Annotated in this window: 33 protein-coding genes and 2 pseudogenes; 14 read left to right on the top strand and 21 right to left on the bottom strand. The window is 67.5% G+C overall.

Going from position 1 to position 25933, the window contains the following annotated elements:
• Positions 1-2 precede the first annotated feature (2 nt).
• On the bottom strand, positions 3-2543 hold the full coding sequence (locus AB0H93_RS31380) for an SUKH-4 family immunity protein (protein WP_358577372.1): 2541 nt from the start codon (positions 2541-2543) through the stop codon (positions 3-5).
• Positions 2544-2729: 186 nt separating this feature from the next.
• Here AB0H93_RS31380 and AB0H93_RS31375 point away from each other — a divergent pair, with 186 nt between their 5' ends.
• A complete protein-coding gene (locus tag AB0H93_RS31375) occupies positions 2730-3158 on the top strand; it encodes a hypothetical protein (RefSeq protein WP_358577369.1) in 429 nt (142 codons plus the stop codon).
• 223 nt (positions 3159-3381) lie between these two features.
• Here AB0H93_RS31375 and AB0H93_RS31370 read toward each other — a convergent pair whose 3' ends face one another.
• The gene (locus AB0H93_RS31370; protein ID WP_358577366.1) at positions 3382-4011 is read right to left on the bottom strand and encodes a TetR family transcriptional regulator; all 630 of its coding nucleotides are present in this window, start codon (positions 4009-4011) and stop codon (positions 3382-3384) included.
• 223 nt (positions 4012-4234) lie between these two features.
• On the opposite strand from AB0H93_RS31370, the gene AB0H93_RS31365 reads away from it, so the two are divergent.
• Both AB0H93_RS31365 and AB0H93_RS31360 read left to right on the top strand, forming a co-directional pair.
• A complete protein-coding gene (locus AB0H93_RS31365; RefSeq protein WP_358577362.1) occupies positions 4235-4609 on the top strand; it encodes an RNHCP domain-containing protein in 375 nt (124 codons plus the stop codon).
• A gap of 116 nt (positions 4610-4725) precedes the next feature.
• Positions 4726-5133, top strand: a complete 408-nt coding sequence (locus AB0H93_RS31360) for an RNHCP domain-containing protein (protein ID WP_358577360.1) — start codon at positions 4726-4728, stop codon at positions 5131-5133.
• A gap of 417 nt (positions 5134-5550) precedes the next feature.
• On the opposite strand, the gene AB0H93_RS31355 is transcribed toward AB0H93_RS31360, so the two are convergent.
• The 4 genes from AB0H93_RS31355 to AB0H93_RS31340 form a co-directional block, all read right to left on the bottom strand.
• Positions 5551-6129, bottom strand: a complete 579-nt coding sequence (locus AB0H93_RS31355; protein ID WP_358577357.1) for a phage terminase small subunit P27 family — start codon at positions 6127-6129, stop codon at positions 5551-5553.
• Positions 6130-6505: 376 nt separating this feature from the next.
• Entirely contained in the window at positions 6506-7405 is a 900-nt protein-coding gene (locus AB0H93_RS31350; protein WP_358577355.1) for an Nramp family divalent metal transporter, read from the bottom strand.
• Positions 7406-7449: 44 nt separating this feature from the next.
• The gene (locus AB0H93_RS31345) at positions 7450-7677 is read right to left on the bottom strand and encodes an Nramp family divalent metal transporter (RefSeq protein ID WP_358577353.1); all 228 of its coding nucleotides are present in this window, start codon (positions 7675-7677) and stop codon (positions 7450-7452) included.
• 303 nt (positions 7678-7980) lie between these two features.
• A complete protein-coding gene (locus AB0H93_RS31340) occupies positions 7981-8364 on the bottom strand; it encodes a hypothetical protein (protein WP_358577351.1) in 384 nt (127 codons plus the stop codon).
• 346 nt (positions 8365-8710) lie between these two features.
• Between AB0H93_RS31340 and moaA the strand changes: the two genes are divergently transcribed.
• Entirely contained in the window at positions 8711-9739 is a 1029-nt protein-coding gene (moaA, locus tag AB0H93_RS31335; RefSeq protein ID WP_358577349.1) for a GTP 3',8-cyclase MoaA, read from the top strand.
• A 106-nt stretch (positions 9740-9845) separates the two neighbouring features.
• On the opposite strand, the gene AB0H93_RS31330 is transcribed toward moaA, so the two are convergent.
• The gene (locus AB0H93_RS31330; RefSeq protein ID WP_358577346.1) at positions 9846-10106 is read right to left on the bottom strand and encodes a TetR family transcriptional regulator C-terminal domain-containing protein; all 261 of its coding nucleotides are present in this window, start codon (positions 10104-10106) and stop codon (positions 9846-9848) included.
• Positions 10107-10401: 295 nt separating this feature from the next.
• Between AB0H93_RS31330 and AB0H93_RS31325 the strand changes: the two genes are divergently transcribed.
• Positions 10402-10905, top strand: a complete 504-nt coding sequence (locus AB0H93_RS31325; protein ID WP_358577344.1) for a hypothetical protein — start codon at positions 10402-10404, stop codon at positions 10903-10905.
• 67 nt (positions 10906-10972) lie between these two features.
• On the opposite strand, the gene AB0H93_RS31320 is transcribed toward AB0H93_RS31325, so the two are convergent.
• The 3 genes from AB0H93_RS31320 to AB0H93_RS31310 form a co-directional block, all read right to left on the bottom strand.
• On the bottom strand, positions 10973-11542 hold the full coding sequence (locus AB0H93_RS31320) for a hemerythrin domain-containing protein (RefSeq protein WP_358577342.1): 570 nt from the start codon (positions 11540-11542) through the stop codon (positions 10973-10975).
• 106 nt (positions 11543-11648) lie between these two features.
• On the bottom strand, positions 11649-11876 hold the full coding sequence (locus AB0H93_RS31315; RefSeq protein WP_358577339.1) for a hypothetical protein: 228 nt from the start codon (positions 11874-11876) through the stop codon (positions 11649-11651).
• A 522-nt stretch (positions 11877-12398) separates the two neighbouring features.
• Positions 12399-12650: a DUF1360 domain-containing protein gene (locus AB0H93_RS31310; protein WP_358577337.1), complete on the bottom strand. Its 252-nt coding sequence runs from the start codon at positions 12648-12650 to the stop codon at positions 12399-12401.
• A gap of 394 nt (positions 12651-13044) precedes the next feature.
• Here AB0H93_RS31310 and AB0H93_RS31305 point away from each other — a divergent pair.
• The 3 genes and pseudogenes from AB0H93_RS31305 to AB0H93_RS31295 all read left to right on the top strand — a co-directional run.
• Positions 13045-13212: pseudogene (locus AB0H93_RS31305) on the top strand (NAD(P)-dependent oxidoreductase); the annotation flags it as partial.
• A gap of 100 nt (positions 13213-13312) precedes the next feature.
• A complete protein-coding gene (locus AB0H93_RS31300) occupies positions 13313-13723 on the top strand; it encodes an aconitase family protein (RefSeq protein WP_358577334.1) in 411 nt (136 codons plus the stop codon).
• Entirely contained in the window at positions 13723-13953 is a 231-nt protein-coding gene (locus AB0H93_RS31295) for a DUF2188 domain-containing protein (RefSeq protein ID WP_358577397.1), read from the top strand. Before AB0H93_RS31300 ends, AB0H93_RS31295 begins: the two co-directional genes overlap by 1 nt.
• A gap of 359 nt (positions 13954-14312) precedes the next feature.
• Here AB0H93_RS31295 and AB0H93_RS31290 read toward each other — a convergent pair whose 3' ends face one another.
• Together AB0H93_RS31290 and AB0H93_RS31285 are read right to left on the bottom strand one after the other, a co-directional pair.
• Positions 14313-14648, bottom strand: coding sequence for a helix-turn-helix domain-containing protein (locus tag AB0H93_RS31290; RefSeq protein ID WP_358577332.1), 336 nt, complete (start codon positions 14646-14648; stop codon positions 14313-14315).
• 68 nt (positions 14649-14716) lie between these two features.
• Positions 14717-15163 carry an Hsp20/alpha crystallin family protein gene (locus AB0H93_RS31285; RefSeq protein ID WP_358577330.1) on the bottom strand — a complete coding sequence of 149 codons (447 nt, stop codon included), beginning with the start codon at positions 15161-15163 and terminating at the stop codon, positions 14717-14719.
• A gap of 265 nt (positions 15164-15428) precedes the next feature.
• On the opposite strand from AB0H93_RS31285, the gene AB0H93_RS31280 reads away from it, so the two are divergent.
• Complete coding sequence (locus AB0H93_RS31280; protein WP_358577327.1) at positions 15429-16106, top strand: hypothetical protein; 678 nt, start codon at positions 15429-15431, stop codon at positions 16104-16106.
• Here AB0H93_RS31280 and AB0H93_RS31275 read toward each other — a convergent pair.
• Positions 16091-16339 (bottom strand): hypothetical protein, encoded by a 249-nt coding sequence (locus tag AB0H93_RS31275; RefSeq protein WP_358577324.1) that lies wholly within the window; start codon positions 16337-16339, stop codon positions 16091-16093. The genes AB0H93_RS31280 and AB0H93_RS31275 overlap by 16 nt on opposite strands.
• Before the next feature lie 218 nt (positions 16340-16557).
• Here AB0H93_RS31275 and AB0H93_RS31270 point away from each other — a divergent pair, with 218 nt between their 5' ends.
• The gene (locus AB0H93_RS31270; protein WP_358577322.1) at positions 16558-16719 is read left to right on the top strand and encodes a hypothetical protein; all 162 of its coding nucleotides are present in this window, start codon (positions 16558-16560) and stop codon (positions 16717-16719) included.
• A gap of 223 nt (positions 16720-16942) precedes the next feature.
• On the opposite strand, the gene AB0H93_RS31265 is transcribed toward AB0H93_RS31270, so the two are convergent.
• From AB0H93_RS31265 to AB0H93_RS31235, 7 genes and pseudogenes are all read right to left on the bottom strand, one after another.
• Positions 16943-17116 carry a hypothetical protein gene (locus AB0H93_RS31265; RefSeq protein ID WP_358577320.1) on the bottom strand — a complete coding sequence of 58 codons (174 nt, stop codon included), beginning with the start codon at positions 17114-17116 and terminating at the stop codon, positions 16943-16945.
• A gap of 11 nt (positions 17117-17127) precedes the next feature.
• Positions 17128-17796 (bottom strand): MFS transporter, encoded by a 669-nt coding sequence (locus tag AB0H93_RS31260; protein WP_358577317.1) that lies wholly within the window; start codon positions 17794-17796, stop codon positions 17128-17130.
• Positions 17797-18187: 391 nt separating this feature from the next.
• Positions 18188-19162 (bottom strand): TIGR03557 family F420-dependent LLM class oxidoreductase, encoded by a 975-nt coding sequence (locus tag AB0H93_RS31255; protein ID WP_358577394.1) that lies wholly within the window; start codon positions 19160-19162, stop codon positions 18188-18190.
• A 506-nt stretch (positions 19163-19668) separates the two neighbouring features.
• Positions 19669-19935: a hypothetical protein gene (locus AB0H93_RS31250; RefSeq protein ID WP_358577315.1), complete on the bottom strand. Its 267-nt coding sequence runs from the start codon at positions 19933-19935 to the stop codon at positions 19669-19671.
• Between the two features lie 263 nt (positions 19936-20198).
• Positions 20199-20363 carry a DUF2188 domain-containing protein gene (locus tag AB0H93_RS31245; RefSeq protein WP_358577312.1) on the bottom strand — a complete coding sequence of 55 codons (165 nt, stop codon included), beginning with the start codon at positions 20361-20363 and terminating at the stop codon, positions 20199-20201.
• A 530-nt stretch (positions 20364-20893) separates the two neighbouring features.
• Positions 20894-21295, bottom strand: a complete 402-nt coding sequence (locus tag AB0H93_RS31240; RefSeq protein WP_358577399.1) for a hypothetical protein — start codon at positions 21293-21295, stop codon at positions 20894-20896.
• Positions 21296-21303: 8 nt separating this feature from the next.
• A pseudogene (locus tag AB0H93_RS31235) lies at positions 21304-21459 on the bottom strand (P27 family phage terminase small subunit); the annotation flags it as partial.
• A gap of 329 nt (positions 21460-21788) precedes the next feature.
• Between AB0H93_RS31235 and AB0H93_RS31230 the strand changes: the two are divergent.
• The 3 genes from AB0H93_RS31230 to lepB all read left to right on the top strand — a co-directional run bounded on the left by AB0H93_RS31230 (position 21789) and on the right by lepB (position 23634).
• On the top strand, positions 21789-22031 hold the full coding sequence (locus AB0H93_RS31230; RefSeq protein ID WP_358577309.1) for a hypothetical protein: 243 nt from the start codon (positions 21789-21791) through the stop codon (positions 22029-22031).
• The gene (locus AB0H93_RS31225) at positions 22028-22471 is read left to right on the top strand and encodes a hypothetical protein (protein ID WP_358577307.1); all 444 of its coding nucleotides are present in this window, start codon (positions 22028-22030) and stop codon (positions 22469-22471) included. Before AB0H93_RS31230 ends, AB0H93_RS31225 begins: the two co-directional genes overlap by 4 nt.
• A 344-nt stretch (positions 22472-22815) precedes the next feature.
• Positions 22816-23634 (top strand): signal peptidase I, encoded by an 819-nt coding sequence (gene lepB / locus AB0H93_RS31220; RefSeq protein WP_358577305.1) that lies wholly within the window; start codon positions 22816-22818, stop codon positions 23632-23634.
• On the opposite strand, the gene AB0H93_RS31215 is transcribed toward lepB, so the two are convergent.
• Positions 23631-24128, bottom strand: coding sequence for a hypothetical protein (locus AB0H93_RS31215; protein WP_358577303.1), 498 nt, complete (start codon positions 24126-24128; stop codon positions 23631-23633). The genes lepB and AB0H93_RS31215 overlap by 4 nt on opposite strands.
• A 260-nt stretch (positions 24129-24388) precedes the next feature.
• On the opposite strand from AB0H93_RS31215, the gene AB0H93_RS31210 reads away from it, so the two are divergent.
• Positions 24389-25933, top strand: coding sequence for a 4Fe-4S dicluster domain-containing protein (locus AB0H93_RS31210; RefSeq protein ID WP_358577300.1), 1545 nt, complete (start codon positions 24389-24391; stop codon positions 25931-25933).

Genomic DNA, 25933 nt, shown 5'->3' with positions numbered 1-25933 from the left:
CACTATTCCAGCCGGTAGGTCATTTCGTCACCGATCAGGCCGTTCCAGATCCGGTCGCCGTAGTCACCGTCGATGGCGGAGGGGGCGATCGACCGGAAGATGTCGTGGATCGTCCGCCGAAATTGCCCGTATTCCTCGTCGTCGCGGGTGGTGGCGAAACCAAGGCCCCAGGTGGCAACGGCGAGGCAGCGCAAGAACTCCGCGAGGGACGCGTTCACCGGCCGGTTCGAGGCCGGACTCGCGGCGGTCACCACACCGTTGGATTCAACGCACACAACTTGGTTCCAGCCGTCGCGGACGCGCCCCAGCACGATCGGTGTGCGGAGGTGTCCGCCGTGTCCTGGGCCGAAATGCTCCTCGGCCGTCTGGAGCATGGGAAGGAGTTTTTCCATGTCGGTGAACCAGAAGGTGTTGGCCGGCAAGCCGACCTCGGTGAGCAGCCGTGCCGTCTGGTGATCGGCCGCCAACGGCCCGAGCAGTTGTGCGGCTACGGTGACGGGGCCACCGCCAACTCGGTACAGGATCTCGAGATCGGCTCGCTGCAAGGGAACGTCGCCGCGCCAGGCCGGGAGGAACCGCCAGCGGGACAGCTGAACGGGCGCGCGATCGGCAGCCAGCCTGCGGAATCGCCGCTGCGGTGCGGCGCCGATCTGGAGCAGCGCGACCCCGCCGATCCCGGCCAGCACGACCCGCCGTCCAGGCAGGACGTGCGCGTCGGTGTCGCAGGTGACCGGGTTGATCATCCACTCCTCGGCGGAGTCCATGCCAGCAGCGCTCAGCCGCGCCACGATCGCGCCGTGGTCGGACTCCTCGTCCAGCTCGACCTCGAGGTCGCTGCTCTCCTCCGCCAGCTCCTGCGGCCAGTCGTCATCCGGAGCGCTGGACAAGGCTGGCCCGACCGGTTCCCCTTCCGCCAGCGACCACCACTGGAAACCCCGCCCGACCCAATTTCGCAGGCAGACCTGTTCCTCGCCGTCGGCCAGTTGTCCACCGGCCAGCGCAACCGGCCCGGGCCATCGCGGATCGATCCGATCGGTGTCCAGTTCGCCGAGCGGGCGCCAGGACGCCCACAGCGTCCGCCACGGCAGCGCCAGCCCGCATTCGTCAAGCCATTGGCAGAGCACCTCGTCGCCGCACACCGTTGCGGACCACTGCAGACGTGCGGCGTGCTCGGCCAGCGAACGTTCCGGGTGGTCCCGGAACGTCCTGCTCGCTTCGAGGACGACGCGCCTGCGTCGGTCTGCCGCGTCGGTGTCGGCGTGCCCGGCCCCGCGCACCGCGTTTTCGAGGTTGCGCTGCTGCGACAGCAGCACACACCGTGGGTCGGCGATCCAGTTGTCGACAGCGAACGCCCCGGCCGCGTGGCCGGGGCCAGCGCCGAGGGCGTAGCGCTCAGCCGCGGTGCGAGTGGCCTCGAGCGCACCGGAGGGCACGAACGACGCGATGGTGGACAGCACGCGGAGCCGAGTATCGGATCCGAGCGAGACCGCGGCGGCGCGTCCCAGCGCTTCGTGCCGGATGCGCCAGCACGTCACCTCGCCCGAGGCTGTTGGGACGGCGGTTCGCTCGATCAGTTCACCGGTAAGTGCGGCTGCGTCCTCCAATTGCCGCGCGGGAACGTGCTCGCCGAGCAGGTTGCTCGCCGCTGCCTGCCACACCTCCTGCGGCATTCCTGGCGTGCCTTCGGCGAGCGCGATTGGTGCCAGCAGTTCCGACAGCCGCGATCTCGGTACTGGTTGCGAGGCGAGTAGAAGATCCCAGACCTCGGCGAGCGTGCCCGGCAGCTGCTCGGCTCCACTCGGTGACCAGCGGGCCTCGCGGGTTCGCAGCACTATCGTCGTTGCCTCGGCCAGCAGGAAGTTCAGCGACGAGCGGTCCGCGATCTCGGCGGCGATGGCGCGAACCACGTCCACCGGTGCCTCCGCGTACGGGGTTCCCGGAGCAGCGAGCAAGCGGGTGATCCACGCTTCGAACTCCGTGCGGTCCGGGGCGTGGTGAGCGTCGTCCAGGTCTACGACCGACCCGGCGGGCAATCCCGCTTCGCGTGCCAGGACCGCGGCCTGTTCCTTCGGCAGCTCGACCACCAGCCGCACCGAAGGGAAATCCGCTTCCCGCCCGGGCCGGTAACGTCCCGATGCGTATTTGTTGCTGCTCAACAAATCTGACAGCAGGTCGGTCAGCACATCGTCCGGAACCGACGAGCACCGGATGCCTCCCGCATGCTCGACGTTGGTGATGGCAACCAGGAACGGACGCCCGCGCTCCCCAGCCGCCCTGCTGACCCCGATGGGACTGACCTCGCCCGCGAGCGGTCCGCGATCCAACCCCAGCTCTTCGTTCACGGCGACGGCGAGGTCGGCTGCCGAGGCACCGGTGGCATCGACGACCGCGTCGAAATCCCGACCCACAGACCTGACCAGCTGCGTCTTCCCGCAGCCAGCCGAACCAGTGATCACCCGGGCGGCGTCGGTGGGGTCGCCAGCGGCCAACCATTCGCCCAGTTCCCGCCTCGTGGCTTCCCGCGCCACTGCCCCGAGCCGCATCGCACGCATCCCGTCTTTCGCTGTCGAACAGAACAAGATCATATCTTGCGCCACTGGACAGGGCTGGCGATTTCGCGCTAGATCGACGGCTAGCTCGGGGTGAGGTGACAGGAAGGTTCCCATGCTGCATCCGGCGGCCCGGGCTGTTGAGACGCGTTCGCCGAAGCGGTCCGGCAGGGTGTCCCCGTGCACTACATCGAATCGGGAGCCGGAACGCCGCTGGCGCTGCTGCACGCGTTCCCGGTGGACACGCGGATGTCGAACTCGTCGTTCTGCGCACTTCTTGCGAGCAACCGACTGCTGACCCACGTCGCCGACCTGGACGCCCGAGGTCGCGGGCACGACCTGCGTGCCCTCGTGGAGGTGATGATCCGCACCACGGCCGAGAACCTGGAGGGCGAGCGCCGACCGGGGTGGTTCTTGCGCTTCGTCGCCAACGCCATGTACGTCGAGGACATCGCCCCCTTCGACCTCACCGCGAACGAGTGGAGCAGCGGCCAGGCCGCCCTGCACGCCCGGATCGCGGAGCACCTGGCCGATCTGCCGCCCCGGCTGCGCCAAGACCGCTGGGACCACTTCGCCGGGCTGCTGGTGCACACCCCTGGCCAACCGTGAACGCCGGCTCCAGAAGGACGCCACCGCGGACGAGGGTGCCGAACACCGGTTGCTCATCGCCCAGTTGGTCGACTCCTGCACTGCACTGCTGTCCACCCCGGCTTCACCGGAGACCCTGGCCGCCGAATCCGCCCCGTCCGGGGCGTAGTGACCCTCCGGATGGGCCACCCCAGGTCAGATTGGCGGCCCTTGCCATCACCGCAGGTTATGTAGTCCTGCCTGCTCAAGCGGTTCTGCTGCCACCTCCGAGGCCCCACGCCCATCGTGGTCGGTAGCCCAGTTCCTGCCCGACGAGTTCGGCCAGCATCGTCCGCGCCTGCGCTTGGTCGACCAGTGGCGCACGCACGGCGCTCAGCCCGCTGACGGCCATCGCCATCGTCACGATGGTCAGCGCGCTGGCGACCGGCTCCCGGTCGCCGCGGAAGGCACCGGCAGCGCGTCCTGCCGCGATCACGTCCGCGAGGCAGTCGCGGCAGGCGCGGAACACCGTCGCGTAGACCTCGGCGAACTCGGGGTCGAATTGCGCCTCGTGCCAGCCGTCGGACCAGATCTGCACGTGCGACTCGCGGCCCGGCGAGATCAGGTCCTCCATGAACAGCTCGACGGAGTCCTCGGCGGAGAGGCCGGCGGCGGCTTCGGTGAACTCCTCGATCAACGCCTCGGTGTGGTACTGCCAGGCGGCGCGGACGAGATCGGCGATCGAGGCGAAGTGGTGGTGCACGATGCCGGCGGAAGCGCCCATCCCGGCGGCGACGGAGCGGGCGGTCACCGCGCGGAACCCCTCGGTAACCATGATCTCGGCCGCCGCGTTCAGGATCGCCTCACGACGTCGGTCACGCGCCAGGTACGCCATGTGTCGTTGCCCTCCGCTCGGAAAAAGATTTGAACACGCATCCAACTTGAACATACGCTCAACTCTGCTGGGCCGAGTATAGGAGCAGCCGGCGGTGACGACCGCACCCGTGACACGCGACCGAGGGCACGCCGACCCGGACCCGAGGCGCGCGGTCGCGGCCCCGAGCCACGACCGATGACCGCCTCGCCGAGCAACAGCCCGACGACCGACAGGAGAACCCATGCCCACCACGACCGGGAACAGCGGCGGCTACCGGCCCCTCGACCTGTTCGAATGCGTGCATTGTGGACGTTCGGTGGCCTTGCACGCTCCGGATCGGAGGTTCCGCGACCACTGCCCGAACTGCCTGAGCAGCAAGCACATGTCGACGAACACGAAAGCCGCGCGGGAAGCGGACTGCCAGGGTCGCATGCGGCCGATCGGCATCACGGTCGCTCGCGACGAGGAGTGGCGAATCATCCACCGCTGCGTGGTTTGCGATTCCCTGTCCATCAACCCGGTCGCGGAGGACGACAACCAACTGCTGCTGATCCGGCTGGCGACCCGGCCGCTGGCGAAAACACCCTTCCCCCTCGAACATCTGGCCAACCTCTGAGCAGGCACGGCCCGGTGGCGGAACCTCGTGGGTGGTCGTTCCGGCCGGAACAACCACCCACGCCGGACCTCCGGTGCCGCCTGAACAAAACAACCCGGACACCACACCTCGACGACATGCCAAGAAGAACGTCACGTGCCCGCGCACCGCAGCGCGCCAAACGCACACATCACGACACGACCCCGCGCAGCTTCCGCTGCGTCGGCTGCCGCCTCGACATCGCCGCGACAGCCCCCGGGACGGCCCACCGCAACCACTGCCCCATATGCCTGGCCAGCAGGCACGTCGACGAACTCGTCCCCGGCGACCGCAGATCGCTATGCGGGGCAAGGATGGACGCCATCGCCGTCATCGCCCACGACGACGGCGAATGGGCACTCCTGCACCAGTGCGCACGCTGCCAGCGCCTCGGCACGAACCGGATCGCCGGGGACGACAACCCCCTGCAACTCGTGCGCCTGGCCCTCGCTCCCATTGCCCAACCGATCTCCCCGGACTTCCAGCGCAACTGGGTGGCGGTCTAGTCGGCACTGGTGCCGGAACGCAGTCCGTTGATCACTGCTTTCACCGCCAACACCGAGGCCGGATAGCGGCGGGGCGAATGCTGAAGGCGCCACCACGTGGGGATACCCAACCGTTGCCGCAGTGGCTCACCGCTGCGGCTTCGACCACCCGAGTCGCGTCACGATCGGCTACCGACGCACGCCGCCATGCGACCGCTTCCAAACCGAAGCGTCCTGGCCGGCCACACACCGTACGCTCCGTGCGGGCTTTGGTGCTGCGCCTGGCCAAGGAGAACCCCAGCTGGGGATACCGTCGACTCCACGGCGAATTGCTCGTCCTGGGCGTGAAAGTGGCCCCTTCGACCGTCTGGGAAATCCTGCAGCCGTGCTCAGCGGCGTCCAGATGCCGAGAATGAACTCAATCATGGACTGGAGCTTTCAGATTCGGACGGGTGACCAGGGAACGGCCCCCGGTCTTTCCGTCAGGCCGAAATGCGCCGCGAACGCACGCAGTTCCGTCCCGGCCGCTTTCGCGATCCCCACCGCCGGATTCGTGGTGGTCCACTCGGATTCGGTGCCGTCCTTGCGGGTCGACCGATTCATGATCGTCAGCCCGTTGACGTGCACATCTCGGGTCGACTCCACGAACCGCGCCCATGTCTCGCAGTACGCGGCCAGCACCGCCCGATCCTCTTCCTTGAGGATGTCGAGCCGGGTCAACCCCGGCGCCACCCGATGCCACTCCGCCGCGGCCTCGGCCGACAGCCACTCTGGCGGCTCCGGGGCGATCCGCCGGAATCCCGGCCCGGTCTGCACCTTCCGGCCGCCCGAGTCCCGGCCATTGCCGCGCCCGTTGAGCAGCTTCAACGCCGCAGGCTGAGCGATCCGAGCCACAGGCACCTCCGACCTTAAATCCGCGGATTCTGAGGCCGCGATTCGCACGAAGTTGCAGGTGTGGGCACCCTGCTGTTGCCTGGACATGTCGGTTTTCAGGGGGGAAGAAATGAGGGATGTCAAGGACGAAGCGCGCTGCAGCGAAGCGACGGCTGGCGGCGGTTTGGGTGGCGGCCTTGCCGTGGGCCTCCCCATTGCTCTTGCGACTGGAGCGCCGGGGTTGCTGGTTGCGGGTGTTACCGCACTGGGCACTTTGGCAGGCATGCTGCTAGCCCATGGGACCGCAGATGCCTGCTCCGGGGGCGGGGGCAGAGAGACACCGGACGGTGGCCCGAATGGCGGCGCGGACGGTGGTGAGGACGGAGGCGTTGGTGACGGAGGAGCAGACGTAATCTTGGGCTCTCTGCTCTTTGGTGTTGCAGTTGGTGTGTCTCTACTAGAAAGGGCAGGAGGCTACCGCCCCTCTCGAGCTCGAAACATCGCAACAACGGCTGCAGTCTCAGGGCTTGGAACTTTCGTAGGCACGGCCATGCTCGGTCGTCAGACGAGGCGTCGAGTGGGCTAGCAGTTCCCACCCCGGGAGCGCGCCCACGCCACGAACGTTCGCGGTCTGTCCGGCTGCGGCGACACCCATTCCTGTCCGGCTGCGCTTCTCGCCGAGCTGCTCAGCCGAACAGCTGGCTGAACTCGTCGTAGATCGTGAACAGCGAGAATCCTCCGTAGAGCAGCACGGCCTCACACAGCGCGACGAGTCGGACGCCCTTGAGGCCGATCGTCCGCGGAGGACGCCCCGGTTCAACTTGATCAGCAGCACCGCGTACACGAACATCACGATGCCGTTGAGCGACGACGCGATGATCAGCAGGATCAACGGCTCGTCGAGCCCGCATAACAGGATCGCAGAGCCGAAGACGATCTCCGCCCACACCACGATGAAGTAGATGCGGCTCTCGCTCAGGGCGCAGCTGTTGCGCAGCGACCCCGTCTTGAGCATGTCCGCGGTCACCCGGCCGACCATGTCCAGCACGGCGAGGTTGGTCGAGTAGAGCACGACCGCGCCGATGAGGAAGAAAATCGTGCCCGTCGCGCCACTGAGTCGGTCCCCTACCAGCCGGATGAACTCGAAGTCCTCAGCCTCGCTGCCGATCCCGAAGCCCTTGCCGATCGCCAGCCAGCCGTCGAGCCCGAGCAGCACCAGCGCGGCGTAGATCAGGAATAGCACGATCAAGCCGATTAGGAAGAACTGGATCTTCTCGACGGTCCGGTAGACCACCGGCGAGACCGTGAGCACCACGCCGATCAGCAGCAGCACTCCGATGGTGACGTAGGGAACGGCGTCCTCGGCGAAGCCGAACGCGAAGGCCAACGTGGTCGTGCCGCCAGTCGCCCACCCGGCCATGCCCAGGGCACGATGGTCATGATGACGAATAGCCACCCCCAGTGTCACCACAGCCGGCTGAACCCGGTGACCGCGGTCTCCCCGGTGGCCAACGAGTAGCGCTCGATCTCCATGTTGAGGAAGTACTGGGTGAGGATCCCGATTAGGGCCAGCCACACGAGGGTGAGACCGACCTGGGACGAGATGTACGGCCACAGCACGTATTCTCCGTAGCCGATCGCGCCCGCCAGCAGGAGCACGCTCGGACCAAGCACCTTCCGCAACGGCCGCACTTCCGGAAGGTCGGCGTAGGGAACGCCGGGGAGATTTCTACTTGGGATCTCGGTCGCGGTGGTCGCCGGGCCGGGTCTGCCCTCGTCCGGTTGAGGTATGGGTGCTCCTTGTCGCCGCGTATGCACAACCCCAGCAGCGCTTTCCGGGACACCCACAAAGATAAGCCAACCTGCGGGTTTCGACGGGCCAGAACAGGGGCAGCGGCAGATCCGCCGCCTGCGGCACAACATCGATGCGCAGGATCGTCGGACCACGTCCCCCGCTCCTGCGGATGTCAGGCAACGGACGTGGTCCGGCTCCGATCAGGCAGGCTGCATCGCTTGCGGCGTCATCTGTCGGCACATATCCGCGCACCGCGCCATGACGTCCGCCAGTTCGGTCATCTCCGGAGTGTTTACCTGCCTGCACATCTCGACGGACATCTCACTCATGTCGGCGCACATGCTGCACATTCGCACGCACATCTGCACCATGTCCGCGCCGGCCTTCGTCATGCTCGAACAGCGCATCATCATGTCCGCGCACATGCGACACATGTCCGCGCAGGACATCATCATCATGCTTAGCTGCATCGACTGTTCGCTGCGCATTTCCATGCAACGAGACAACATCTGCTCGCAGGTGTCATGGCACTTGTGGCATATGTCGATGCACTGCTGCATCTCGGTGCTCAGCTGACGTGTCACTGGTGAACCTCCTACATGTTCCAGGCCTGGCAAGGATTCGCTACGCCGGGCACAGCGCACTGACCTACCAGCGGGCTACGAGAGATCCTGCCTACTCCTGGCCGCCGAGATCGCACGTACGAGCCGCCATACCACGGAGACCACCGGCCAAGGCATCGGCGCGTTCGTCATCCGAGCGCTTCCGGAACATCCCCCTGATGGCGGGTACGCCAGAAGTTCCGCGGACCCCTGGCACTTTCGCACCGCCTGCACCGCCGTCCCCTCGCGTCTCCGGACGGGAGCCGGTTGCCGCCAGCTCCGCAGCGGTTGCACCATCGAAGGGCGGAGCTACCACGCGGGAGGCGCGATGCGCAACGGGGACGCCAACAGCCAGGTGCCGGACCGGTTCGGCCGGTGGCTGCGGGACTTGCGGATCTCCGTCACGGATCGGTGCAACTTCCGCTGCCGGTACTGCATGCCCCGGGAGGTCTTCGGGGCGGATCACCTGTTCCTGGACCGTTCGGAGCTGCTCACCTTCGAGGAGATCACCAGGCTGGCGCGCGTCTTCGCCCGCCAGGGCGTGCACAAGATCCGGCTGACCGGCGGGGAACCGCTGCTGCGTCGGCAGCTCGACCAGCTCGTCGGAATGCTGGCGGAGGTCGACGGCATCGACGACATCGCGCTGACCACGAACGGTTCGTTGCTGGCGGCGCAGGCACGAGGCCTGCGCGATGCGGGCCTGTCGAGGGTGACGGTCAGCCTAGATTCGCTGGACGCGGAGCGGTTCGCGCGGATCAGCGACACCCGGGTGCCGCTTTCCCAGGTACTGCGCGGCATCGCCGCCGCCGAGGAGGCGGGTCTGGCTCCGATCAAGGTCAACACCGTGGTCAAGCGCGGTATGAACGACGGCTCGGACGTCCTCGAGTTGGCCGGGTTCGGCCGCGAGCACGGTTACTTCGTGCGGTTCATCGAGTACATGGATGTGGGCACCACCAACGGCTGGCGGATGACCGACGTCGTACCCGCCCGCGAGATCGTCGACCGTCTACACGCGGCGTGGCCCCTCGAGCCCGCGGACCCCGACTACACCGGCGAAGTGGCCCGGCGCTACCGCTACCTCGACGGCGGCGAGGTCGGCATCATCGCCTCGGTGACCGAGCCGTTCTGCCGCACCTGCACCCGGGCCCGCCTGTCCGCGCAGGGCGAGCTGTTCACCTGCCTCTTCGCGTCCAGCGGCCACGATCTGCGCGCGTTGCTGCGCGGCGGGACCGACGACGCCGAACTGGAAAGCCACATTCAGGCGCTCTGGGGACGACGCACCGACAGGTACTCCGAACTTCGCACGACCGAAAGCACCCGCGCCCGCAAGATCGAGATGTCCTACATCGGCGGCTGATTTCCCTTCCTCTGCACCAGCGCGGGGCGGTTGGCAGTCGCGGCGCGAAGCGGCGGGCGATGTTCTCCGCGTGCACTCGGTGATCGGATTCCAAGAGTCGGTGCATTCAGCTGCCGAAGAGGTGGGCCAGGTGTGCCTCCAGTGCGGTCTCCGCGTCGGCGGGGGTGTGGTGGCCGACCAGCGTGTGCGCGGTCAGCCCGTCGGTCAACGCGAGCAGGGTGCGCGCCTCGCGATGCGGGTCCCGCTCCGCCGCCCGAACCTCACCTCGAGCACAGAAGCGAACGCTAGGAGGCTGAACATGAGATGCGGCTCGGACAAACAGGGGCGGGAAAGGACGACGAACCGAAGAAGGAGATGGAAGCGGCATTCTCCCCGCTGCGGGCATCCGACGCGGGCCGACGAGCCTCTCGAAGCCGAGCCGCCGGGGACGACGCCCCACCGGAGTTGTCAGGCAACTGAACGAACACGAGTCCTGTCGCTGGCGCAAGCACGAGTGGTTGGTGAGTTTCGGACTATCGTGCTGATCGGGTCAACTGCTGCCGTGCGCTTCGCCTCACCTGCGTCCGGAGTCTTCAGCCGACCGCGCGAGCCGGATACCGTGCTGGGAGCCGTCCCGAGCAGCGAGGAAGCGAGACCCCGACTTGTCCTCGGCCCTTGCCCCCATGATCACGGCCACCGCCCGCTGGCTGACGACCGCCTACCCCTCATCCAACGGAGGCGCTTTCAGCCGCGCGCTTGTGGAGGCCCAGGCCACGCAGGCCGTGACTGCCGCCGCTCTGCTGCGCTATCCGACCACCGTCGATGCCGACCTCGTCCTGATCGCCGGCCCCGGCGGGTCGGGCCGCTTGGACACGCTGGTCAGCGGCGTCGCGACGGCGCCCGAGGACGAGGTCCAGGTGTGGCGGACCTGGGTTGACGAGGTGGTCGCCAGCTGGGCAGCGTGCCTGCTCGGCGACCCGGCGCTGGCAGCGACGGCGGTTGATGCGCTGATCACCGACCACCGCTCCGCGTCTCCGGCCCAGTTCCGCCGCCTCACCGAGCCGGGCGGCCGGGAGTTGGGCGCTGCAACCCTCCTGCGCCACCCGGACCTGCTGGCCCCGGTGGCGGACCTGCACCGCGACCGGCTCCGCGAAGCCTTGGACGTCGATACCTCCAACGCCGCCTAAGCAGATCAGTCTCCTGCGGTGCTTTCCATGGCGCGTCAACGCCGCCGACGATCACCTCGCAGTGCGATCAACGATTCCGCCCCGATAGGGCATCCCGCATGCGGTCGACGAGCCCGATGCCCGGATCCAGGATCATGTTGGCCGGTGGCCGGTCCGGCATCGAAGGGTGCGGCCTGGTCGGAGCGCTCTTCTTCGTAGCCTGGATCTTCTTCCCGAGGTCCATCAGCTCGTCGGCGTTGCAAGCCTGCTCGAGGCGCGGGAAGAGGTCTCCCTCCTCCTCCTCTACGTGCTGCCGGATGTCGCGGATCAGCTGGCCCACCAGGTCGTCGAACCCGGCGTCGCTGACATTCATGCTCTCCAGCCGCTTCATCACCTCTTCGGCCTCGGCGTGCTCGGCGATCTCCTTGTCGGCCACCTCGTCGCCGTTCGGCAATGCTTCCCGCGCCGCGGGGTAGAGGTACTGCTCCTCCGCCACCGAATGCCGCACGAGTTCGGTGATGATGTGGTCCACGAGTTCGCGACGCTGTTCGTCGGACAGACCACCGCGCTCGTAGTCGGCGAACGCCTCCTCCACCTCGCGATGATCGGTCACCAACACGTCGACCATGTCGCCCGAATGCCTCGTTTCGCGCTCCATCGTCCAGTCCTTCCATGAGAAGTCGGTCGTTGCTCCCAGCTCTACCTTCCCCCGCTGCCGGGCCCTAAACGCAGCGACGCCACGTCTGCCACGACATCCCAATGGATCACTGTTCAGACGCTAGGCGCTTCTGCAGCATTTCCTTGGCCTGCTCACCAGCTTTCACGTTGTTGCGCTGGATCTTGCGGAACCACTTGGCCAATTCCTCGTCTCCCTGTTCTTCTGCGTCCTTGATGTAGGTCTCCATCGTCCAGGCGTGCTGAAGCGACTCCTGCAGAATGGTGATCAGGTTGTAGTTCTTGTCCTTGACAGGACTGCTCGGCTTCTCAGCCACGGCGCGTGCTCCCACATGTCGGTTTCTCGTCGGGTTCTTGGGCTTCCCCCGCGCTGGCAAGCCTCAAACTCGCGCGAACGGATCATCGCGGGCGGCAGTGGACAGCCGGGACGAGCCATGTCCTCCGCCTGGGCGTGGCTGCACGTCCGCAAGAGGAGCTCGATCACTGGTGGACGTGGGGCCGATCCGCCGCGGCGAAGAAGCAAGTCGAGGAGCGCCGGACCGCTGCCGATGCCCGCTCTCCCTGCTTCGGCTGTTGTCACGCCAGCTTCACGACGGGCAGGCATGACGGCTCCGCTTCGCCGGCGGCCGCCTGGGCAGCCGTCGAGTGGGCGGAGGTGGGGATCTTGCGCTGCCCGCGCGTCGGTGCGAAGGCCTGTCAACCTTGGTAGGTCTCGATCTTGTGCCGCCGGTCTCAACCCGCCATGAGCCCCATGCACCGCGCGGAGCTCGTCGCCTTCCTCGACGCGGCCACCACCGTGCCGGAAGTGACGTCCTGACCTCGCCAGCCGCACCAGCGGCTCACTGCTGCAGCCTCGCATAGGCGAGCTGGAGGAAGTCGGCGCCGGCCAGGACGGACAACGTCATGGCGATGAGCCGGGTGAAGCGCAGCGCGAAGATCATCCCAAGGGTGAAACCGGTGGCGATCCACAGGTCCATGCAGAACGGGCACGTGATCAATTCCCCGATGGCGTGCCGGGTTTGGCTGCCCCGCCGCGCCTCCTCCTCGACCTCCGCCGGCCCGCCCGTCTCCTTGTAGCGGGTGAACGGCACGCGCAGAGGGCTCGTGAACCGCGTCCTTGGAGATCAAGCGAGACAGCTTGTGCGTGCCGACCGTCAAGAAAAGCACGTCGAGCACCCGCACGCCGGAAGGCAACCGGTTCCCCTCGCGGCCACCAGTCCTCCAGCTCCGGCGATCAGACCGGCGAAAGCGGCCATCAGCACGACGTAACCGCCCAATGGGCGCAGGCGCTCGCCGCGGTCGGTCTCCGCTTCTTCCCGGGTGCCTTCCATGTCCTTCGCCTCGCAAATCGCTTCTTCCACGGTACTGCGGCGACGTCATGCGCCACGTCGCCACGGGCCTGCTCGTAGAAGTACCCGTCACACACTCGGTCAACGCACCCGGAAACGACCGGCAACCGGACTTCGCGAGTATGTCCCGGGCACGTCCGGCGGTGATTCTGGGATCGGGCGCGCGGTGGAGATCGCGTTCGCGAAGGAAGGCGCGGATGTCGCGATCTCGGACCTCGACGAGATGGAGGACGAGGATGCCGAGCACACGGCCGAACTCGTGCGGGAACAGGGCCGGTCCTGCTACCTCCACCGGGGCGACGTCGGTCCGCCAGCCGGCGCTACGGCCTCTGGTTCTCCAAGCCTGGCAACGGAGTTTCGCACTCCCCCGCACATGCAGCGCTTCGGTGTGCCGGGGGAAGGCGATGGTCGGCTCCGACTCCCACACCTGCGCTGCCGGTTCGATGGGGATGCTCGCCATCGGCGTCGGGGCCTGGAAGTGGCTTTGGCGATCGCCGGCGAGCCGCTGCGGATCCGGATGGCCCGAGGTCTGGGGCGTGCGGCTGACCGGGGAGCTGCCGCCATGGGTATCGGCGAAGGACGTGATCCTGGAGATGTTGCGTCGGCACGGGGTCGCCGACGGCGTCAACCGCATCATCGAGTACTACGGCCCCGGGCTGGCGGGGCTCTCCGCGATGGACCGGCACGTCATCGCCAACATGGGTGCCGAGCTCGGCGCGACCACCACGGTGTCGCGGGCAGGCCCGCGTTTCTCCCGCCGCCACGACCGGGTAGCCAAAAACGGGTTTCCGCATGCGAAAGGGAGGGATCGGTGATGGCGACCCGTCACGTGGCTCCGCATCCGGATGGTGGCTGGCAGGTGACCGACCCAGTCGGCAGGGACTCACGGGCGCAGACCACCACCCAAGACGAAGCGGTCTCAATGGCGCACAAGCAACTCGTCCGCGACGGCGGCGGTGAACTGGTCATCCACGGCACTGACGGCACCATCCGCGACAAACGCACCGTACCGCCCGGCCACGACCCCTATCCACCACCCGGCTGAACCCGACCCCAGGACAGTGAATCGGCGGTCATCACACTGCGAGGGGCTCGTTCACTGCGAGGGGCTCGTTCGGGCGACGGCGGCGGTAACTCGTTCGTACGGCATGTGTCCTGAATACCCCAATCACGCGGTCGAAGCCGCACCATGGCACTCCTGTCCCCGGCAAACCAGCGCGGGCGGGGACAGCGACGGGTGGGTGACCGTGAAACTGACCAGGAGGCGCGTCACCCACCCGTCTTCGACGTTCTCTCGCCACAACGGGGCGCGTTTCCCGTTCCTGAGTGCCGGTGATGCCCCAGCCCAGGCCGGTGCCCCAGCACTCCGGGCGCTGACAGCGCAGTCACGGGAGAGCGTCGGGATCAGGGTGTTTCGGCTGATTCGTGTTCGGCGGCGCGGGCGTGGTGGGTGGCGGCGAGATCGCGTTCGAGTTCGGCGATGCGGCAGGCGGCGGACAGGACAGTGAGTCCGGAGTCGAGGAGTTCGCGGACGCGGGCGGCGAGGGTGAGTTCGGTGCGGCTGTAGCGGCGGTGCCCGCCGGCGGAGCGGTCGGGGGTGAGCAGGCCGGCGGCGTCGAGGCTGCGGAGGAACTCCGGGGTGACGCCGAGCATCGTGGCGGCGCGGCCCATGGTGTAGGCGGGGTAGTCGGCGTCGTCGAAGGCGCTGGCCGCGCGATCGGCCGGGGATTGATCGGTCATAACCGCCTCAGGAGCTCGGAATGCGCCCGGGTCCGGCCCGCCCTGCGGGCCGGACCCGGGCATACGGGTCATTGAGGGGTGCCTTCGATGACCTTGCGGCCGCCGCCGTGACCGACTTCGATGCGCCGGGGCTTGGCCTGCTCGGCCACCGGCAGGGTCACGGTGAGTACCCCGTCGGTGTAGTCGGCGCTGATGCGGTCCACGTCCAGGCCGCCACCCAGCGAGAGCTGGCGGGAGAAGGTGCCGCGGGGGCGTTCGGCGGTCAGGTAGCTGACCTCGGCATCGCCCCCACCGGCCGGCCGCTCGCGGCGCTGGGCGCGCACGGTCAGGGTGTTGTGCTCCGCGTTGACCTCCAGCGACTCGGGGTCGATGCCGGGCAAGTCGAACTCGACCACGTAGTTGTCCCCCGCCCGGTAGGCGTCCATCGCCATGGTCTGCGGTGCCCGGGCGCTGCCGAACACCTCGGCGGTCAGCCGGTTGAGATCACGGAAGAACGGGTCGAACGCCTGTGTCATCACCCACCACGTCCTTTCACACGCTCATCGACTCACACACGATCGGCAGCGAAGCGCCGGGAGCGAGCGAGGCCCGTGGCCCGGCGCTCCGCGAGGGAGAAGCGACCGACAGCCTCACCTCCCCTGTTTTTGCTGGTGAACCCCTTGTCAACAGCTCTGCAGCACTTATTCTGAAGCTGTCACATCAGATTTGCAAGGCTGCTGATTCACAATATGTGACGCCGTCTCATGAGATCTCAGGACGGTGGAAGGTGGTGCAGAGGCGATGGCAGCGCGGCATGTGGTGTACCGGTGCGAACTGGACCACCAGGTTCGGTGGCGTGGCTATGCGACCAGCGACGGCGAGATTCCCGTCCACGTCCGCGCACCTTCACTGGGCCAGGCCCAGCAGCTGATGGCGGCTATCGCCGTCGGCGACGGGCAGCGGTCCAGGCAGGTCGAGCACACCGAGCACGCCGCCGGCGACGGCCTGTGGGTGCGCGAAGCCCTCGACGAGCGGGTCCTGGAACGCGAACACGCCACCCGGGTCTTGATGGAAGTCCTCAGCGACCAGCGTCTGCGGGCCCGACTGGCGACGCTGCCTCCCTGCCTGGTGGGCGGTGTCCCCGTGGTCGTCTGCGTGCCCGGCGACACCCTGGAATGGGTCCTGGGCCAGCACGACCGGCACGGGGCCCTGGTCGTGGCCGCGGCGTTGACCAACCACCACGTGTGGTGGAACGCGCTGGTGCCCGCCGACCGGGCCGCCGAGACCGACCTGTGCGTGGCCGGCAGCCTGGCCGACCTCGGCCTGACCGAACCCGAGGCCACCATCGAGGACTGGATGACCGCCACCGACTGCGGAAGCCTGGTCCAGCTCACCCCGCACACCATGACGGGACAGCCGCCGAGCTTGCCTCCGGGCGTGGCCGCCGGGCAGGGAGACAGCCCTCACGCCCGAGCCTGAACATCGAGAAGACCCCGCAACCGCCCCTGGACGAGCTCCACGGCTTCGGCTCGGCCATCGTCGCCACGCCCACCCAACTCGAGCGCCTCAGCGCGGTGCTGGCCGATCAAGTGGGGCGCTTCGACGAACACGGGCTTCAGCGGGCCACGATCAACGAGCACCCCGCCGACGAACTCCGGATCGCCGGAAGCGCACCTATCCAGACTCAGCGACCAGGTGGCGGCGGCCGTCACCGACGCCACCTGGTGCTGGACCGCGATGGACGCCGGCGAGCCGCCGTTCTCAGGAGCATCCTTGTAACACACCGACCCGCAGTCCGAGATCGGCCGAGCCAACAGCCGCAAAGGCAAAACCCGTTCACAGGGGCCAGGTCAGCGTGGCGATGCTGGCAAACTTGGCTGACCCTGGTGAAATGTCCCATCACCTCAGCGGACCGAATCTTCTGCCTCCCATGGACGATCCGCGCTTGGACCTGACCGACCTGTTCGCGTTCAGCGCGCCCGGCGACCGAACCGTGCTGATCATGGATGTTCATCCGTTCGCCGGCGAGGGCGACGCCCTGCACCCCTACCTGCAACCCTGGACCGCGGTGCTCCAGCACACCGGCGGCTAGGACGCGCAAACCGCGGGAGCGAACGCTGCGCACGGTGCTGCCCGACGTACTACGGTTCGACCGCAGCAAGCCCGCCGCCTACCCCAACGGCCGCAAGCTCACCGGGCCTACTGCGGGAGGCGGGGACGATTTGAGCGCAGGGGGCGGTCGTCTCGATCTCACCCAATGGGTAGAGCGGCCGGCGGAGACGCCGCAGCTGCTGTCTTCCCGATCAGCTGCGGCGTCAATCGCGTTCCTGGTCGCGCTCTTCCTCGACGCGCTGCTGCGCCTCCGCGCGGTCGGTCGCGGCGGGCCGTTCCCCGAGGAGTGTGCGACCCGCGGGTTCGCGCGTGAAGAGCACCGCGACCAGGCCCACCGCGCCGGCCGCGACGAGCAGGAACGCCGGAACCACCTTCATGCCGGTCGCCGCTACGAGCGCTTCGGCGACCAGCGGCGTGGTGCCGCCGAACAGCGCGACCGAGATTTGAACCCGACCGACACGGCGCCGTAGCGGATCTCGGTCGGGAACAGCGCCGGCAGCGTCGAAGGCATCGTGCTGCTGAAGCAGATCAGCGTCAGGCCGATGATCAGCAGACCGCCCAGCACCGCCGCCACGCTGCCCAGGCCGATCAGCAGGAACGCCGGGAACGACAGCACGATCAGCGCGACGCTGCCGAACCCGGCGATGGGCAGCCGGCCGATGCGGTCGGAGAACCGGCCCAGCGCCACGATCAGGCCCATCACCAGCACCATCGCCACCAGCACCATGGCCAGGGAGCTGGTGTGCTGAAAGCCGAGCACGGCCGAGAGGTACGTCGGCATGTAGGCGGTGAGCAGGTAGTTGGTCACGTTGAACACCAGCACCAGCCCGATGCACTTCAGCATCGACCGCCAGTGGCTACCGAAGATGGTGCGCAGGCTGCGCCAAGTCGCCGCCGCCTGCGGCTGCTCATCGCCGGAGGTCTTGCGGTACGCGGGCGTCTCCTCCAGCCGGAACCGCAGGTAAAGCCCGATCATCCCGAGCGGACCGGCCACCAGGAACGGGATCCGCCACCCCCAGGTCGTGAGGTCCTGCGGGGACATCGTGACGGTGGGCACCGTGACCAGCGCGGCACCCAGCGAATAGCCCGGCCCTTCCTACTCGTACACGTGACGCAAGGTCACCAGCTCCATCGTTCAGCTCCTCATCTCCGAACCGACGTTCTGCGCGGCTTTCGGGCAAGCCTGCACACTTCCCGATCAACGCCCCAGGGCTGCGATTGCGCGGCCGCTCGCGCTGGCGATGGCGAACACAACGCCCAGCACCGCCCACCATGCAAAACCTTCGAACGCCGCGTTCACGCCGCCCACCTCGCACGTGTTGCCCTGCCCGGCCTAGCCTGCGCGCGCCAGGCTGGGTCGCCCGCACCGGGGTACCCGGGAAGCACGACGTCATTCACCCCGACAGGATGGACATCCACTGAGGACTGGGCCGTCGATGCCGCCGGGCTCAGGGCGCGGCTTCGCGCAGCGCGGGCAGGAGTTGGCGCTGCGCGAAGTCGAAGAACCCGGACGGGTCCGCGTCGATGTCGATCTGGACCAGCGCGATATCGGTGAAACCGGCCTCCCAGAAGGCCGCCGCGGACTCGACGATCGGGTCGACCTCTGGGCCGCACGGGATGCTGGCCGTGATGTCCTCGGGGCGCACGAACTGGGTGGCGGCGGCGAACGCGGCCGGGCCGGGCAGCTCGGCGTTGACCTTCCACCCGCCGGCGAACCAGCGGAACTGCTCCCAGGCGCGCGTGACGGCGGCATCGCGGTCGGGCCCCCACGCGACCGGGATCTGCCCGATCTTGCGGGAGGCACCGCCCGGCGCGGAGGAATCCCACTCCTGGCACAGCCGGCTGCTCGGTTCGACGGCGATCATCGCATCGGACAGCGGCGCGAACTGCTGGATCGACTGCGATCCGGAGATCGCGGTGGCCACCGGAACCCGCTGCGACGGTAGGTCCCACAACTTGGCCGAATCGACGCGGTAATGCGCACCGGCGTGGTTGACGTAACCGCCGTCGAAGAGTGCGCCGATGATGTGCAGCGCCTCGGCGAGCATCTCGTGCCGCACGTTGGCCGGCGGCCAGCCGCGGCCGACGATGTGCTCGTTGAGGTTCTCCCCAGCGCCGACGCCGAGCGTGAACCGGTTGTCGGACAACAACCCGACGGTGGCGCTCTTCTGCGCGACCACCGCCGGGTGGTAGCGGATGATCGGCGCGGTCACGAAGGTCATCAACTCGACCTGCTCGGTGGCCTGCGTGATCGCCCCGAGAACGCTCCAGGCGTACGGCGAGTGGCCCTGCTCGTCCAGCCAGGGGAAGTAGTGGTCGCTGATCACCTCGAAGTCGAAGCCCGCGCGCTCGGCTGCCGCGGAGTGCGCTACCAGTTCCCGGGGACCGGACTGCTCGGTCAACAGCGTGCATCCGAATCGCACCATGACACCCAGGCTGGCACGCCACCCCGGAACGAGCCCACCGATCAGTACCGTCCATTATGGACAGTTGTACGCCCGCGCTGCCATCACACCCAGATCGCTTTCCGCTTTCTAGCACCGGGGCCCACCTGCGTACTGCTCTGCCGACGGCTCGAACCTGCGATGACACGGGTTGTATCACCGAAGGAACAGCTGCCGCCACGACGCGCCGTTCCGCACCACCCGCTGGGCCGCGATCACAGCAACGGAATCGCTGCCTGAGGCACTACGGCTCATCGTGGAAAGGACCGAAGAGGCCAGTAGACATGCGGACATTACCGGTGCGCCGGACGGCTGGACCACCGCCCCTGGACCGACTCGGGGAGCGCCAGGTCCCCGAGTAGCGGTTTGCCACCGAGCGGTTCTACGACCGCACCCAACCAGACCAGTGCAGCAGTTCGGCGTAGTGGTCCTGGGCGGCGCAGTAGGATGGGTCGAGATATGCCGCCGCTGCTCCGCATCCGGGCTTACCGGCCTACACGCTGCTGACCAGGGGCAGCGGAGGCACGGGAAATGTCGGTGCTGGCCACGACGCAGCCCTCCACCACCTCACCAGGCGACAGGGCCAGATCGGCGCGCTCGAGGCCGGCCACCTGGCGCACAGCCGCCTCGACGTCCGCCCTTCCATGAACGTTCACCAGAACCTCGAACGCGGCCGCGGCCGCTGCCGGAGCGAGACCGGCCGCCACCTCCGCCAGGTTGCGGACCTGCGCCAGCAGTTCCGGATCCGGCACCGTCCCGCGTGGTTGCCTGCCGTGCCTCATACCTGTCCCCATCGGCAGACAGGCCGCCCCTACTTGAGGCCGCACGCCGATGTGGGTGAGGCAGAAACGTTGAAGACGGGTGGATGACGCGTGCCCCCTCGGCATATGCCGGACACATCCTGGTACGAACGAGCTACCGGTGCCATCGCCCGAAGGAAGTCGCGTCATCCGACGGGCCCCGGAGACCCTTCGCGGTGTGATGGACCGCCGAATCACTGCCCTGGATCGGGTTCTCAGCCGGGTGGCGGGTAGGGGTCGTGACCTGGCGGCACGGTGCGCTTGTCGCGGATGGTTCCGTCGGTACCGTGGATGACCAGTTCACCGCCACCGTCGCGGACATTGCGAGTGCGCCGCCGAGACCGCTTCGTCTTGGGTGGTGGTACGCGCCGGCGAATCACGCCCAGCCGGGTCAGTCACCTACCAGCCACCGTCCGGATGCGGATCCACATGGCGGGTCGCCATCACCGATCCCTCCCCTACACGTATAGGAACTCGCTTTCGGCTACCCGGCCGTGGCAGCGGGAGAAACCGCGCGGCGATCGCACACGGGGCCTGCCTGCGGGGCGGGGCGTCGTCCGATGTCGGTGGACTGACGAACCAACCGCAGCAGCCCGCTGGTGGCCCTTCCACCCACGCGGGCAGGCCGCGACAGCGTCGATCGTCTTGAGCGCCGGCTGCAGAGGCGAAAGACATGGTTGCGAACTCGGCGAGGCCGCGGGTGAGGTTATGGGCGTACAACCTGTGGCACGAGGCCCTGGTCACCTCGTTACATCTCTTGCGGACCGGCGCGCTGGGGGCGTGTTTGTCGACTTCGGCGATACGGCAGGCGGCGGACAGAACAGTGTGGTCGGAGTCGAGGAGTTCGCGGACGCGGGCTGCGAGGACGAGTTCGGTGCAGCTCGGCGGGGACATCGAAGGCAACACCCAGTCAAAGCTCCAGGACGCTAGCTTCCCTCGGCTGACGTCGAGCTCTCAGATGCGCGTGTGATGAATAGCGGGAACAGCGCGTCGTACTCACCTCGGCCGGCTTCGGGCTTGGTATTACGGTGTCCACCTCCTTGGTCATCTCGATGCGCACGAACGGCCTGCGATGTGCGGGCCGCAGAACCTCGGTGGTCACCGAGTCCGCAAGCGCGGTGAGCACCCGCCAACTCAACGTTGCGGTGCTCGGCCCGACCGGATGTGCGCTGGTCGCCTCGGCGGTGACCGCCATCCGGCAGTCATCAGCGCTGAATCGGCACACCAACGGTTCTTCGGGAGCCGCAAGCTTGACCACAGTTCCGTCCCAGCCGCTTTCGCGATCCTCACCGCCGGATTCGTCGTCATCCACTCGGATTCGGTGTGGTCCTTGCGAGTCGACCGGTTCACGACCGTCAGCCCGTTGGCCTGCGCATCGCAGGTCGACTCAACGAACCGAGCCCACGTCTCGCAGAACGCGGCCAGCACCGCCCGATCCTCGGGCTTGAGGATGTCAAGGCGCTGCAAGCCCGGCACCACCCGATCCCACTCGGCGGCGGCCTCCGGCGACAACCACTCGGGAGCCTCCGGGGAGATCCGGCGGAAACCGGGGCCGGCGGCTACCTTCCTGCCGCCCGAATCCCGGCCGTTCCCGCGCCCGTGGAGCAGCTTCAACGCTGCGGGCTGCGCCGTCTACCCATCAGTACCCCTTGTTGTCAATGATGAAGCCCTGCTTCTGCATCCGCGTGGAAGATTCGAGGTCAGCCAAGGCGACTGGCGAAATCGACGCGGAATCGACGAAACCTGATCAGGATCCCCAGCGTCCTAGGAGTTGATTTCCAACAATCAGGACGGAGCCCAGCAGCGTGACCGACCTCTACCGGATCTCCATCGACGACAAGACGGATGCCACCCTGCGCGGCCGGATCCACATGATCAATCCCGATGCGGGATTCTTCCCGGAAGAACTCGACTTCCCGCTGCGGATCATCATCGACGCATGGCACCGCATGAAGCACGGGTACTTCTTCGCCGGCCACCACCTCGGAGACGACCGGCTGCCCATGCCCGCGAGCGGGCGGCCGCGATCGCGACCGAGCATGAGATGAAGGAGGAGTTCGAGGAGTGTCAGGCACTTGACGAAGGGGCGGAAGTCCGCATCGAACCGGGCGACGGGGCGATGCTTTCAGCAGCTGACGCCGAAGGTGCGGACGCCTACGAGCAGGCGAGTCTACGCATCGCGGAGAAGTACGGGATGCAGTTCCGCATGAGGCGGATGAGCAACCGCGAGTGGTACATCCAGGGCGAGCGCGACGGCGAGGCCTTCCTCGACCGCGCCTACGGAATCATCAACGCCTTTGAAGTAGGCGAACCGCACAACATGCCGCCCTTCTGGGACGCCGACGACGACGATTTCGTGGCACCCAAAACCCTCGACGGCTACCCGTACGTCGAGTTCACCCTTACCGCGCGCGACGCCCGCTACCTCGCGCACCTATCGCGCGGTATGCACTGGGCGACGGCAATCTACGGTGAGCTCGAAGACTGACACTGAACAGTTAGAGCCGCCAATGCAGGCGCAGCCGCGGCGGGCAAGACCAGCCACGCCCCTTGACGCGGGATTTTGAGACGCGGAAAGCGCGGCTCCGGTGGCGCCCTCCACGGCGGCGAAGCGCTGTGATCTGAACTCCCCTATGGGGCAGTGCGGTGGCAGGGAAGCGCCTAGAGGGCATTGGATAGTCTGGCGTTCCACAGCCACGAGAGACGCCAGGTGCAGACCACGTCTTCGTCATCCACGCCAGGGCAGGGCACTCTCGTGGTGCTTCCGACGACTGGCGGTCGGGTTGCCGAGGATCCGGCCAGTGCGGCGTCTTTGAGAGAAGGCGGGTCAGCATGGCCGCGGCGGACGAGCCAAACGACCATCGACACTCGATGAGGTCCGCTACCACCCGCTGGGTTTCGTGGACGTTGGCTGCGACGGTCATGGCCGTTGGTCTGCTGGTCTACGTCGGGGCATCGATCGTGTTCTGGGCCAACTACGAGATCTACCCCGTCTCTTCTCCCGACATGAGCAACACCGTGCAGCCCGGAGACGATGTGATCATCACCGTGGCCGATGATCACGACGTGCAGCGAGGCGACATCGTCGTTTTCGACGGGTCATCCTGGTCCTTTGACGAGCCGTTCATCAAGAGGGTCGTCGCGATCGCCGGAGACACGGTGTCCTGTTGCGACCAGCAGGGCCGGATTCAGGTGAACGGTACGTCGATCTCCGAAGAGTACGTCCGCCACGACGACCCTGGGGGTGACCAAGTCGGGCGGTTACCGTTTGCGGAAGCTGTGCCCCAGGGCATGGTCTTCGTCCTCGGTGACTGGCGGGCAAACTCCGCAGACTCCCGAGTTCATCGCGACCAGCAAGGGCGGGGAAGCATCCCCGTTACCGCGATCACGGGCCGGGCCGTGGGAATCCACAAGCCCTGGACCACCCCAAGGGCCGTGCCGACTACCTCGGCATTCGCTGACGTCGGCCTGGCCACGCCCACCCCAGCGGATCATCGTTATAGCTACCTGCTCTGGGCAGCGCCCGTCAGCGCAATGCTTTGCGGAATCGCGTTCGTGTGGCTACTAGTCCTCGCAGTGACCACGCTCGTGCGCCGGCTGCGAAAAGGACGGCCCAGTCCGGAAGGTGGGAGCCCTCTCCCGCACCTCTAGACCGCGCTAAACGCGGTCTGCTTGGCTTTCTCCGCGTTCATCGCGCGGCTTTCGTTGCCGTTGGGCGTTCTCGACGCGGGTCTTACGATCGTGACACCCGGCGCACAGCGACTGCGCGTTCGCGTGATCGAACATCGCGCGAGGAATGCCTCTCGCTCTGCGATGCGCACGGTGAACGCTGGTACAAGTCTTACCTTCTGAGCCACCACGGCATTGCTCTGTTGCGACAGGGAGATGTGGGCCGTGCCGCTGCTGTGGAGCGCGAGAGCCTCCGGCTGCATCGATGCTTCAACCAGAAGCTGGGTATCGGGGTCAGCATCGAGGCCCTCGCGTGGATTGACGTGGCGAAGCAACCCATGCGCCGAGCTCACCGCCCGTACCGATCCCGCCCACGCCCAGCGCGAAGCCGTGGTTCCGGTCGGTACCGCCCTGGTCGACCACGCCGCCTGCTGGTGACCGATTCCAACCGGTTCAACCAGCAAGGCTATGACCACGCAGTGTCGGCAACTCCCCCGCTACCTGGTCGACCAGACCGGCAGCTGATTGGTTCCGTTCGCCGTTCCCCACCAACGCACCGGAGGCCAAAGATCACCTGATACCCCTCTACATCGGCCTTTGATGCCGATGTAGGCGAACCGATCTACGGTCTGATCCGGACGGGTCCTCGACGCCCAGAGGAAATGGGGCGCCGAACATACCTCGTTCGACCCGACCGCGAATGGCTTCCACCCCTGCTATTGGCGAGGAGGACGGTGTGCGTTACGGCTTCGCCATCGACCAGCGGACCTGCATCGGCTGCCACGCCTGCACCGTTGCGTGCAAGACCGAGCACGAGGTGCCGGTCGGCCAGTTCCGGACCTGGGTCAAATACGTCGAATCGGGTGAGTTCCCCGCCGCTACCAGGGATTTCGGCGTGATGCGGTGCAATCACTGCACGGACGCGCCGTGCGTGCGGATCTGCCCGACGAAGGCGTTGTTCAAGCGCGACGACGGCATCGTCGACTTCGACCGGGAACGGTGCATCGGGTGCAAGGGCTGCATGCAGGCCTGCCCCTACGACGCGATCTACATCGACGACGACACCCGCACTGCCGCCAAGTGCAACTTCTGCGCCCACCGGGTCGACGAGGGCTTGGAGCCGGCGTGCGTTGTGGTGTGCCCGACCCACTCGATCTGGGTGGGAGACCTCGACGATCCCGGCAGCGGGATCGCCAAGCTGGTCAACGAGAATCCGGTCCAGGTGCGGGCACCCGAGCAGAACACCGGGCCGAACGTCTTCTACCTCGGCGCGGACCGGGCCGTCCTGGATCCGCTGGCGGCGCCGACCGGCGAGTCCTACATCTGGGCGCAGCCCGACGAGCACCGCCGCGAGGCATCGAAGGACCTTCCCGTCGACCCGGTCAGCCGCGCGCGCACCACGCTGAACACGGCACATCCGCGCCCGTGGGGGTGGCGTGTGACGACCTACCTGTGGACGAAGGCGTTCGGCGCCGGCGCACTGCTGGTCGCCGCGCTGGCGCGGTTCCTGGGCGTCGATCTCGGTCCGCTGGGGACGGTCGTCGCACCGGCGCTCGGTGTCGTCGGGGTGGCTGCCACCGGGGTTCTGCTGGTCTGGGACTTGAAGCAGCCCAAGCGCTTCCTGTATCTGCTGCTGAAGCCCAACCCGACGTCGTGGCTGGTCTGGGGCGCGGTGGTGTTGGGCGTGTTCGCCGCCATCGCGACCGCCTGGCTGTGCACCGGAGTGCTGGCCGCCGCAGGGGTGGTCGGCACGAGCACCGCCAACGCGATTCTCGATGCGCTGGCCTGGGCGGTGGTGCCGGCAGCGGCGCTGACCGCCGGGTACACCGGATTCCTGTTCGGCCAGGCCGAAGGCCGCGACCTGTGGCAGTCCCCGCTGCTGTTCTGGCACCTCATGGTGCAGGCCGTGATGGTCGGCGCCGGTGCGATGCTGCCGCTTTCGGCGTTCGCCGACCCGTCCGGCGACGCGGTCGCGCTCGTCGCCCGCAGTCTGGCGATCAGCACCGTCCTGCACGTGGTGATGCTGCTCCTGGAGTACCTGGGCCGGCACCCGACCCGCAATTCCCAGGCCGCCGCGCACATGGTCACCCACGGCCGTTACGCGCGCCTGTTCTGGGGTGGTGGCGTCGTGCCTGCCTGCGTCGCCGCGGTGGCGGCCGCAACCGGGTGGCAGGGCACGTCCGTCGTGCTCCCGGTGCTGGCGGGGGTCGTCGTCCAGGGCGCGCTGCTGGCCTACGAGAGCGTGTTCGTGCGCGCCGCCCAAGACGTTCCGCTGTCCTGA

Origin of the sequence: Saccharopolyspora sp. NPDC050642 (assembly GCF_040654735.1) — a bacterium.
GTDB lineage: Bacteria > Actinomycetota > Actinomycetes > Mycobacteriales > Pseudonocardiaceae > Saccharopolyspora > Saccharopolyspora elongata.
The sequence above is the reverse complement of the archived record's forward strand: the minus strand, read 5'-3'. Positions and strand labels throughout refer to the sequence as shown.

Excerpts from the sequence above, each read along its gene's own strand:
- AB0H93_RS31380 (WP_358577372.1), bottom strand. The coding sequence starts at position 2,543 with ATGCGGCTCGGGGCAGTGGCGCGGGAAGCCACGAGGCGGGAACTGGGC.
- AB0H93_RS31370 (WP_358577366.1), bottom strand. The coding sequence starts at position 4,011 with ATGGCGTACCTGGCGCGTGACCGACGTCGTGAGGCGATCCTGAACGCG.
- AB0H93_RS31365 (WP_358577362.1), top strand. The coding sequence starts at position 4,235 with ATGCCCACCACGACCGGGAACAGCGGCGGCTACCGGCCCCTCGACCTG.
- AB0H93_RS31360 (WP_358577360.1), top strand. The coding sequence starts at position 4,726 with ATGCCAAGAAGAACGTCACGTGCCCGCGCACCGCAGCGCGCCAAACGC.
- AB0H93_RS31350 (WP_358577355.1), bottom strand. The coding sequence starts at position 7,405 with ATGGCCGGGTGGGCGACTGGCGGCACGACCACGTTGGCCTTCGCGTTC.
- moaA (WP_358577349.1), top strand. The coding sequence starts at position 8,711 with ATGCGCAACGGGGACGCCAACAGCCAGGTGCCGGACCGGTTCGGCCGG.
- AB0H93_RS31330 (WP_358577346.1), bottom strand. The coding sequence starts at position 10,106 with ATGCCGCTTCCATCTCCTTCTTCGGTTCGTCGTCCTTTCCCGCCCCTG.
- AB0H93_RS31325 (WP_358577344.1), top strand. The coding sequence starts at position 10,402 with ATGATCACGGCCACCGCCCGCTGGCTGACGACCGCCTACCCCTCATCC.
- AB0H93_RS31320 (WP_358577342.1), bottom strand. The coding sequence starts at position 11,542 with ATGGAGCGCGAAACGAGGCATTCGGGCGACATGGTCGACGTGTTGGTG.
- AB0H93_RS31300 (WP_358577334.1), top strand. The coding sequence starts at position 13,313 with ATGGTCGGCTCCGACTCCCACACCTGCGCTGCCGGTTCGATGGGGATG.
- AB0H93_RS31295 (WP_358577397.1), top strand. The coding sequence starts at position 13,723 with ATGGCGACCCGTCACGTGGCTCCGCATCCGGATGGTGGCTGGCAGGTG.
- AB0H93_RS31290 (WP_358577332.1), bottom strand. The coding sequence starts at position 14,648 with ATGACCGATCAATCCCCGGCCGATCGCGCGGCCAGCGCCTTCGACGAC.
- AB0H93_RS31285 (WP_358577330.1), bottom strand. The coding sequence starts at position 15,163 with ATGACACAGGCGTTCGACCCGTTCTTCCGTGATCTCAACCGGCTGACC.
- AB0H93_RS31280 (WP_358577327.1), top strand. The coding sequence starts at position 15,429 with ATGGCAGCGCGGCATGTGGTGTACCGGTGCGAACTGGACCACCAGGTT.
- AB0H93_RS31270 (WP_358577322.1), top strand. The coding sequence starts at position 16,558 with ATGGACGATCCGCGCTTGGACCTGACCGACCTGTTCGCGTTCAGCGCG.
- AB0H93_RS31265 (WP_358577320.1), bottom strand. The coding sequence starts at position 17,116 with ATGAAGGTGGTTCCGGCGTTCCTGCTCGTCGCGGCCGGCGCGGTGGGC.
- AB0H93_RS31225 (WP_358577307.1), top strand. The coding sequence starts at position 22,028 with ATGAAGGAGGAGTTCGAGGAGTGTCAGGCACTTGACGAAGGGGCGGAA.
- lepB (WP_358577305.1), top strand. The coding sequence starts at position 22,816 with ATGGCCGCGGCGGACGAGCCAAACGACCATCGACACTCGATGAGGTCC.